The sequence below is a fragment of the Alkalinema pantanalense CENA528 genome (genome assembly GCF_050753345.1).
In the GTDB taxonomy this organism is placed as follows: domain Bacteria; phylum Cyanobacteriota; class Cyanobacteriia; order Leptolyngbyales; family Leptolyngbyaceae; genus Alkalinema; species Alkalinema pantanalense.
The window spans coordinates 14,604-23,659 of the sequence record NZ_JBLZFX010000096.1; the positions used below are offsets into that span (position 1 = coordinate 14,604).

At 47.5% G+C, this 9,056-nt stretch carries 9 protein-coding genes; 5 read left to right on the forward strand and 4 right to left on the reverse strand.

Going from position 1 to position 9,056, the window contains the following annotated elements:
• Nucleotides 1-307 precede the first annotated feature (307 nt).
• On the reverse strand, nucleotides 308-895 hold the full coding sequence (locus ACN4EG_RS22480; RefSeq protein WP_431632436.1) for a DUF2808 domain-containing protein: 588 nt from the start codon (nucleotides 893-895) through the stop codon (nucleotides 308-310).
• Nucleotides 896-992: 97 nt separating this feature from the next.
• Nucleotides 993-3,320, reverse strand: a complete 2,328-nt coding sequence (locus ACN4EG_RS22485; RefSeq protein ID WP_431632437.1) for an ATP-dependent helicase — start codon at nucleotides 3,318-3,320, stop codon at nucleotides 993-995.
• A 171-nt stretch (nucleotides 3,321-3,491) separates the two neighbouring features.
• On the opposite strand from ACN4EG_RS22485, the gene ACN4EG_RS22490 reads away from it, so the two are divergent.
• Nucleotides 3,492-3,905, forward strand: coding sequence for a DUF1824 family protein (locus tag ACN4EG_RS22490; RefSeq protein WP_431632439.1), 414 nt, complete (start codon nucleotides 3,492-3,494; stop codon nucleotides 3,903-3,905).
• A 401-nt stretch (nucleotides 3,906-4,306) separates the two neighbouring features.
• Here the strand turns inward: ACN4EG_RS22490 and ACN4EG_RS22495 are convergent, their stop codons facing one another.
• A complete protein-coding gene (locus ACN4EG_RS22495) occupies nucleotides 4,307-5,464 on the reverse strand; it encodes a GUN4 domain-containing protein (protein ID WP_431632440.1) in 1,158 nt (385 codons plus the stop codon).
• A 385-nt stretch (nucleotides 5,465-5,849) separates the two neighbouring features.
• Between ACN4EG_RS22495 and ACN4EG_RS22500 the strand changes: the two genes are divergently transcribed.
• Both ACN4EG_RS22500 and ACN4EG_RS22505 read left to right on the forward strand, forming a co-directional pair.
• Entirely contained in the window at nucleotides 5,850-6,230 is a 381-nt protein-coding gene (locus ACN4EG_RS22500; protein ID WP_431632441.1) for a hypothetical protein, read from the forward strand.
• Between the two features lie 97 nt (nucleotides 6,231-6,327).
• On the forward strand, nucleotides 6,328-6,804 hold the full coding sequence (locus ACN4EG_RS22505) for a DUF4231 domain-containing protein (protein WP_431632442.1): 477 nt from the start codon (nucleotides 6,328-6,330) through the stop codon (nucleotides 6,802-6,804).
• Between the two features lies 1 nt (nucleotide 6,805).
• Here the strand turns inward: ACN4EG_RS22505 and ACN4EG_RS22510 are convergent, their stop codons facing one another.
• A complete protein-coding gene (locus ACN4EG_RS22510) occupies nucleotides 6,806-6,940 on the reverse strand; it encodes a hypothetical protein (RefSeq protein WP_431632443.1) in 135 nt (44 codons plus the stop codon).
• A gap of 178 nt (nucleotides 6,941-7,118) precedes the next feature.
• On the opposite strand from ACN4EG_RS22510, the gene ACN4EG_RS22515 reads away from it, so the two are divergent.
• Together ACN4EG_RS22515 and ACN4EG_RS22520 are read left to right on the forward strand one after the other, a co-directional pair.
• The gene (locus ACN4EG_RS22515) at nucleotides 7,119-7,991 is read left to right on the forward strand and encodes a NotI family restriction endonuclease (protein WP_431632444.1); all 873 of its coding nucleotides are present in this window, start codon (nucleotides 7,119-7,121) and stop codon (nucleotides 7,989-7,991) included.
• Nucleotides 7,992-8,002: 11 nt separating this feature from the next.
• Entirely contained in the window at nucleotides 8,003-8,875 is an 873-nt protein-coding gene (locus tag ACN4EG_RS22520) for a DNA adenine methylase (RefSeq protein WP_431632445.1), read from the forward strand.
• Nucleotides 8,876-9,056: the final 181 nt, after the last annotated feature.

Sequence of the window (9,056 nt, forward strand, 5' to 3'; positions counted from 1 at the left end):
GCTTTGTCTAGCAATGTCTTTGTCTAGCAATGTCAAGGATGTCGTAATTTCGGTGCCATTGAGTCAGTGTGTCCTAGCGTCCCATCTTTTAGTATTCAGGGAGGAACGATCAGAAAAATGCAACTATTGAACGTTCACCTTGAAAATTATCCACCGGTAGACTTTGATCGCAGCGTCCGATCGTCAATCACAGCCAGCGATCGCGCGTTTTTACCCGATCGAAAAATTGCATTGTTCCCTATTGTTAACCAGCCAATTTAAATCCTGCCGATAGACAGAAATTAGGTGAAGCGTTGATGGGCCTGAGCTAGCTATTTCCATAAAAATGGAAACGTCCGTAACCTAGAAATTGTCCCCGACTGGATTCACCCTCCGGGTACGCAGTCACACCAAACAAATAAACCCCACTCCAACTGGGATTCGCATTGGCTTCTAAACTCACCGTCACGGTTTGACCGGGCTGCACTGGCTGATCAAAGACGATCGTCACTCCCCCAGCAGGATCTTCCGTCCCCCCAAGACTCGCAAGGGCAATTTGAGGGCCAGCAGCGTAGCGGTTGCCAGCAAAGGCTTGGCTCCGGTTAGTTGCAAATTTGATGGTTTCGAAGTTGGGTTCTTGGGTAATTTTGACAGCTTTCAGCGGTTGTCCAGCATTCTCGGGCAGCGCGATCGTGAACTCGTAGGTAGAGGGGGTATAGGTTGAGATTTGCGAAGCCGCAGTCCGAATTAATTGCGGTGGGTGGCTAAAAAATGACTGTCTAGCCTGCATCTCAAGGGATTGAGCTTGTATCGCTTGGGCAGGAGATGCCAAAATTTTACTCTGTGTTACAAAAAAAGTGGATGAACCTAAGGCCAGCATCATGATCAGTGAACGCCTCAGTGAACGCCATTGCATAACCTTTCTCCTAATTAAGTGGTTTCGGATACTTGTTATGATTACGCGCAACTCTGAAAATTAGATTCATTGATGATGAGTTTTAGCTGAGTTCCATCTAAAAATCGGCAGCATCGATCGCGCAGTGGGGGAACTTGCGGAGGAGGGCAGGAATGACCGGGCAGGCGGGTCGATCGTCTAGGCGATCGGGTTTACTCCAGGCAAAGGGAGCTTTTTCGGCGGCGGACATCCAGAGCAGTCGCTTGGCCCGCGTCATCGCCACATAGAGCAACCGAAACTCCTCCGCCATTTTTAGCGAGGCGGCTCGTTCCCACGCGCTGGGTAAATCTGGCAATGGCTCACCATGGATACAGGCGCGGATTTGAGCCCGTGCGACTTCTGAGAGGGTGAAATTGCCCAAAAAATTGGCCGCTGGGGGAACCCATACTCTACCCGGAATGACATTTTCGTGTAGGAAGGGCATAAACACCGCATCCCAATCCAACCCCTTGGCCTTGTGCATCGTAATCACCGTCACTTGGCCTCCGCGAGTGTAGCGATCGTCGGATTCCTCCGCATCCACAGGTTCAAAGGCTTCTGAACTGACGATTTCTCCAAGGACGTTCAGCATTTCCTCTAGCGTGTTTTCCTGCATTTGCTGGCTCAATCGTTCTGCTAACTTATCCGCTGTTGCCAATTCCGTTTGGTCGTAGTCCAGGGTATAGGCGAGGAACGGAATGATTTGATACAGGGGTAATTGCTGCCGTGCTTGGAGTAGACTGCGGCAGTAGCGGCTGGCGGATTGCACTGGGGGCGTTTGTTCTGGATCGAGGGCGAGGGGATAGAGGAACTGCTCCGGCGCAGTGATCAGGGCATTGAGATCCTGGGGTGGAATCAGTCGCCGATCGACCAGAACGGAGAGGGCCGCTTTCAAATTATCCGGGGAATGGGGCCGATCGAGGAATTGCAGCAACCCTAGCATTTCTCCAGGGATTTGGGATTTCCGATCGCGTTCCCCCACTTCAAAAATTCGTAACTCTTCCCCATGCCAACGGCGGAGTTCCCGAACAACAAATCGGCCTTGGTCATTGGTTCTCACCAGCACTGCCACCGACGTTTCTGGGTTTTTCTCTAATAACTCAACAATCCGTTGGCCGATGCGTTCCACAGATTCAAAAATATCTGTCGGTTGGTGGATTTCCAAACCTGCTCCTTCGGGGTCTGGATTGGCGTTGGGTTGAGGATCATTGGTTGCTACGGGTTGAATCAACTGGGGCCGGAACGGTTGATCGGCGAGGCGGCTTAAGAGCGGATGGGGTGAAGGGAGTTTGGCAGACGGATCAATCTCTTCCTGCGATCGCTGGCTCAAGGCGGCTTGGTGATTCACCCACTGGAGCACAAAATTGGCCGCATCGAGAATAATGGCACTGCTGCGGCCTGCCTGGGTCATTTCCGCGAGACGATCGGCCTCAGCGCAGTCTTCGCAGAATTTCCGAAAGAAAATCGGATCAGCGGGCGTAAAGGTGGAATTGATCGCCTGATTGGGATCGCCTACCCGAATTAAATTTTGGGACGGCCCCGCCAGAATGTCCAAGAGTTTGGTTTGCAAGGGGCTAGAGTCCTGGGCTTCGTCTTCAAAGACGGCAAAGACTTGGGATTGCCAACGATCGCGCACTAAGGGATCGTCCAACACCCGCAACGCCCCTAAAATCATTTCCTCGTAATCCATCCAGTTGCGCTGCTTCAGCAAGGTCTGATACTGCTCGTACAACCCAGCGGCGATCGTCAGCACGGCGTATTCATCCTGGGCCTGTTCTCCCAGCGTGAACAAGTCCTGGGGCTGCAAACCGGATTTTTTAGCTTCCTTAATCACCGTATCCGCCAGCGCTGGCAAAACCTCCGTGCGCAGAACCGACTGTCGCCGCAGCCGTTCCGTTTCCTCGCTGTCGAAGCTTTGGCCTTCCAGGAGCCGTTGGTAGAGGCTGGGATGGTGGGTAATCCACTGCTCAACGCTGTTGCGAATTAAGCGATGCCCTTGGTTCGTGGTCAGCAAGACGGCGTCTGGGGCAAGGCCGGAAAGCTCTGGGTAGCCCCGCGCGATCGACCAGGCCAGCCCGTGCAGCGTATTGACCGTGAAGCCACCCATGGGCAAGTTGAGTTCCTTGAGATAGCCGCGAATTTTGCCTTTGAGGTTGGCGGCTGCCGATCGGGTGAAGGTGACGACGACCAGTTGTTTGCGACTGTGCAATTGGTGGCGGGCAATGGCGATCGCGGCGGCGACGGCCATTCCGGTGGATTTCCCAGCACCGGGAACGGCTGAGACGGCCAACTGTCCGCCCTGCCAGTCGGCAATTTCCCGTTGCCCCGGTCGCAGGCGATCGCGGAGTTGGTGCAGCATGTCCAGGGTTGGGGTTGGGAGTGCGTCCACAGAATTCACAATCGCCATCGGGATACAGTCAACTAGCGGAGTAAACTAACTTCTAGTCTAGTCGTTCCACCTAGACATCAGCTAAGATTTTAGACATTTTCGATCGCTTGATGGCACTTTGTGAAATGATCAGCTTGAAAACACTTTCAAGTGCTGTTTCAATTTCTATTGTTATTACTGATTTGACTTATGTCTTTTCCAGTGTTGGATTTAGCCTCTGCGTTAAAGGTATTACGGCAATTTCTTTGCCTCGATCGCATTCCTGCCGATCGCTTGCCGGATGCAGCCACGATTCAAGCGGCCTTGGCGGAGGTTGCGGAGGCTTCGGATTATCAAATTTTTGGGGTTTGCGCCGACGATCGGGCTACGGGACAATTGGCGCTGTATCAGTACATGGCGGCTTTGGGCTATGACGAGCGGCCTGAGGTGCCTCCAGTGGAGAGCGCAATTTACATCAAATACAATCCCAAAATGCGCAGTTGTCATGCGGAAGCCTACGAGGGCCAGCACCGGGGCGTTTTGGTATCCTGTCAGTCGGCCTATGAGGATGGGGTGAATGAAACCTTTGGGCATTTACCGCTGGATTTGTTTGCCCGATCGTAATAGGTCAAGTCAGGTTCGATCGAACTCCAGCTTTCGGCACACCTGTATAAACGCAAAAAAATATGGGTTTCTCCTAGCTAATGCAAATTCTTGTGTTCAAAAGGAGAAACCTTGTTCAGATGAGAAAGCTTTTGGACTTATAGCTGTAGCCAAGATTGTTAGTAAAATCATCTTTTTGCTTGCAAATCACCCAATCTCCCTAAATCCCCCTTAATAAGGGGGACTTTGAAGAAATTCGACATTAAGGGGGACTTAGGGGGATCGAATCTGTCGCATCAATGGATCAATTTTATATTACTGTCCTGTCATCCCATCAGGGAACTACCCTATCGTACTTACCGAAAATTGAAACTACATCGTACTTACCGAAAACTGAAACTATAAGGAATCTATTTCAATGCTTAAAAGTCACTACGAGAAAGAAGAAGAAAACTATGAGGAGATGTATAAAAAGCATCGTCTGGGCAATTGTAATAGCCAGTGATCATTCCAGTCATGAAAGCTTGATCGAAAGGATTAGTAAACTTTGGAAAAATTATAGGGAGATGACCTTGAGGTGCTGAGATATTAAAGTTAGCTTCAGAATGCCAAATCCATTTTTCGTTTACACGCCACCCTACGGCATCGCCAAATTTCTTCCAGCATTCGTCCTCGTAATATACATATCTACGGTCTGTCTTTTCGCAGCACGATAAATATACTCTCTTCTGCACGCTGAAGCCGAATTTACCTCCGCTGTATTTCACCCAGAGAGCGTCAATTGTCCGTAGATCAATATGAGGCAGCTTCTCTATAGACTGAAGATCCAACCAACCATGCTTCTTCCGTCTTGCTATTTGTAGCATCACGCGCAGAGTTTCATCGTCGGCTTCTTGCCACTTCCCTGCCTTCAGCAAATCTCGTAAGTCGCTGTAATCTATTCCCTTCTCTGAGCGCAAATCATCTTCGGCATTAAATGATTGAAAAGTGAATGGAGCTTGTTTAGGTTTTGCTTCGCCAACTTTACCATAGAAAACAGGTGTTGAATGTTCTGAAATACCTTGTAATTGGATTTCTAAACAAGCAAATTTGTAAGCCTCTTCAATTGAACGTCCTGCCCCTAAAGCTTTGTAAAACCCGACAGCAAAAGTGATTGCAGCTTTATCACCGATTGCTTGATTCATACCAATGACAAACGGAATATGCTCAGCAATCGCTTTTGCCTGGATTTCTGAGTAACACGCATTTAAAATTACGCAACTAACTTGATTGGATACTAACCCGAACAGATTAGTCAGAGCAACAGTTGATACTGGTTGCGTCCTGCCTAAACTGTTTTCAAAGCAAAGTTCTCCAGTGTCCGTGCCGTGTCCAGAGAAATGAATAATTTGAGGCTCAACATCAAAAATTGCCTGAGTTAAATCCTCTGGGCGCACCGACTCACGAGATTCCAGAGAGAATCCATCTCGTTGCTTAGAAAGTTGCAATCTTTCACGAATTTCGCGTAGCTCCTCCCCCAGACGCAATCGAGTAGAATCGCTAGGATCGGCTGCCAAAAACAGAATTTTGATTTTGTTCATCTGGATTGTCTATACAAGACATTGTTACTTATGGTACATACCTCTGGTACATACCTCACAGACCACCTTCAATTACATCCTCACCAACAACTTAAGCGGGCTAACGCAAAGTTAACCTGCTGTGGGTTGATTTTTCTGACAGTGTAGTATTTCCAATCAAGTGTGAGAACGGGTTAAGCTGGGCTAATCATGAAGTTTTTCTGGTTTTTTGTCCGAAAACGACTGCCCACGAAATAGCCTGAAAAGCCGATCGAACTTTGCATCATACGAATGAGGGAGAAAATACACGATCGCTCACAATTCAAGGCTCCCCTGCATAAACTCAAAAAGACCACCGTGGTTCTCCTTATACAAGCAAACCTCATTGCTCTCAAGGAGACAAATTATGCTTCGTCAAATTCTTGCAGCCACTGCGCTCACCCTGGCCACCGTTCCCACCTTGGCACTGTCTGCATCGGCATCGACGGCTCCCAAGGTCACTGTGTTTAACCAGGGTGGCTACGTGGCTAATTATCAAGTGAGCTACACCATTAATGGGAGACGGAAAGACTTTAAGCTGATGAATTTAATCATTGGTTCCAAACGAACAGTGCTTCTTCCCGCAGGTAGCACCGCGATTACGGTGCGGGGCCAAATGCAGACGGGGCTGTTCTGGGAGCCAATCCGGGAAATTTTCAATCAACCAGCCCAGGATGGAAGCTGCTTTAAGACCTATGGCACGATTTTTAGAGGAGAGTGGTCTCGCGATTGTCGAGCAGATTTCTAAATTTGGGCAGGGGACTGTGGCTTCTCTTTTCGCATCTCGTTCAACCGTTTAAGATCGTATTATCGTGGTGACGTGAAACCATTCAGGAAGGAAGCCTATGGAGAGATATAATCCGATGTCCCCTGCTGAAAATTTAGAGGAGAGGAAACAGCAGGCTCTTCAGCAGTGCGATCACCTGATTAAAGATTTTGCTAAACGGGCTGACCGCCATAAAGTTCGATATAAGCGGCTTCAGGTGACTAGTATTGCCCTAGCGGGTTGCACGACCATTCTTTCGGCTTTGTCTGTTGGCAAAGTTCTGGGGCAGTTTGATTGGATTGTGCCTGCTATTAGCGGCTTGGCAACCCTTGCAACCACTTTGTTAAGCCAAACCACTACGCAAAAAATGTGGGTACAGTCTCGTAATATTTCCCAGGAGTTTCAAACCCAACTTTTTCTTTATTTACAGAGTAGTGGGGAATATGCGAAGGTTCAAGATGAGTCAGAACGATTGCAATTGTTCTCCAAACGTTTAATGGAAGTTTGGTCACAGGCACAGGAGAATTGGTCACAACAAGCATCATCTGGGAAGTAAATTAGTGCCAACGCTGGCTAATAATCTCAGGAAAGAGCAGGAGCGTTGAGCCAAGAAGCATTTGGAGCAATACTGACGATCGCAGGGCTTCGAGGGCACGATCGATTGACGGGGTATCCTGGGCATGGCGAAGCATAACGGTGAAGCTCAACGGCGGCAGGAACCCTTTGGCACATCACCCAGATCTCCATTTCGTCCGTTGCAGCGCAGTGTTATACGGCACCCTACACCGAGGACTTTAATTATAGCTGGCTTTTTCAGCGCATGTGCGGTACCCTTAGAGCCTGCCTAGTCTTCGTTTAAGATCCGCCCGTATGTCAAACAATCCGCTTGCAGAGGTCTTTGGTTTTCCGAGTAGCAGCTTCTCAGAACAAGCAGCGCGATATCGCCGTAATAAGCTGTGCCCGTACAACAATAAGGTGCCTAATTGTACCAAGGATAAGGCAAACGATCCCCTCGGAGTATGCAGCATTTACCACAAACAGTCTCCGGTCATTACTTGTCCAGTTCGTTTTCGGCAAGATTGGCTAATAGCTGAAAACGCCGCTACTTTCTTCTTTGGAGAAAATACTAGCTGGACTTCCCTCACGGAAGTTCGGTTGAAGGATGCCAATGGTCAATCCGCTGGAAATATTGATGTGGTACTTGTTTCCTATGATGAGCGAGGAAAAGTTTTAGATTTTGGGGCGGTCGAAATACAAGCAGTGTACATCTCTGGTAATGTGCGAAAACCTTTTGAAACTTACATGAATGACCCTGAAGGTTGGGCATCTGTCAACTGGTCACAACTTGCAGACTATTATCCAACTCCAGACTACCTTTCATCTTCCCGTAAGCGATTAGTGCCGCAATTACTCTACAAAGGGAAGATTTTGCGCGAGTGGGGCAAAAAGCAGGTAGTCGTTGTACAAAAGTGCTTTTTTGAAACCCTACCAGAGCTACCACAGGTTAGACAGAATCAAGCTGAAATTGCCTGGAACCTTTACGATCTAGAATCTCAGGATGATCACTTCAACTTGGTTTTGAGTGATGTTATCTATACAGAATACTGGGCAGCGATTAACCGAATTTCTACGCCAGAAGCTGGCAAACTAGAAGATTTTATTGAAGTACTACAACAAAAGCTTGATGACAAGCTAGACAATCCCCCAGATACACAAACTATTGCCGATATTCCATTACAGTAAGAACCAAACTGATGTTTCAAATTGAGTTGTTTGACTCCAAAATTATCACTAAAAATCAGGATGTGGTGAATGTTTCCAGTGTCCCACAACGTAGTCCTTTCCGATATGCTGGTGGGAAAACTTGGCTCATTCCAAAGATTCGGAAATGGCTGCATCATCAGGATAGTTCTGACAAAGAACTGATTGAACCCTTTGCGGGTGGCGGAATTGTAAGTTTAACGGCTGTATGTGAAAATCTTGTCGATCGGGTAACGATGGTTGAAAAAGACGAGGATGTTGCTGCTGTTTGGAAAGTCATCTTGAATGGTGGAGCTGAGTGGCTTGGTGATGCTATTGTGCATTTTCAACTGACTCCAGAGAGTGCAAGAAAAGCAATAGACCGGGCTAGTGAATCTTTGGAGTCTCGTGCTTTTGCAACGATTATCAGGAACCGAGTAAATCGAGGCGGCATCCTTGCAAATGGAGCTAGCTTTATCAAGAATGGGGAAAATGGAAAAGGAATAACTTCTCGATGGTACCCTGAAACCCTTAAAAAGCGAATTCTTGCAATAGATCAAATCAAGCACAAGATTAACTTTATCGAAGGTGATGCATTCGAGGTTTGCAAGAAAAATGCTAGCAGAGATGATGTTGTCTTCTTCATTGATCCGCCTTATATAAAGGCGGGACAACGACTCTATCGTTACTCAGATATTAATCATGAAGCATTATTCGTTTTAGTACATAGACTAAAAGGTAACTTTCTGATGACTTACGACAATGATAGTAAAGTGCAGGAATTAGCAGATCGTTGTAATTTTGAGACAAAATTAATTGCTATGAAAAACACTCATCATGCAAAGAAGACAGAATTAATAATTGGGAAAGATTTAACGTGGCTATAAATTTAATGGTCGGGATGCGGAAGTGAATGTTTGCCGTATAACTAGTATTTATATGGATCTGAGCGGATAACTACCTAAATGAGGCTGTTATCCAACTCACTCCGGATAAATCCGGGATAACGACATTATCCGAATTGAGGCGGATAATTCCGGCTTGGGTACATTATCCGGTAGTTTACTG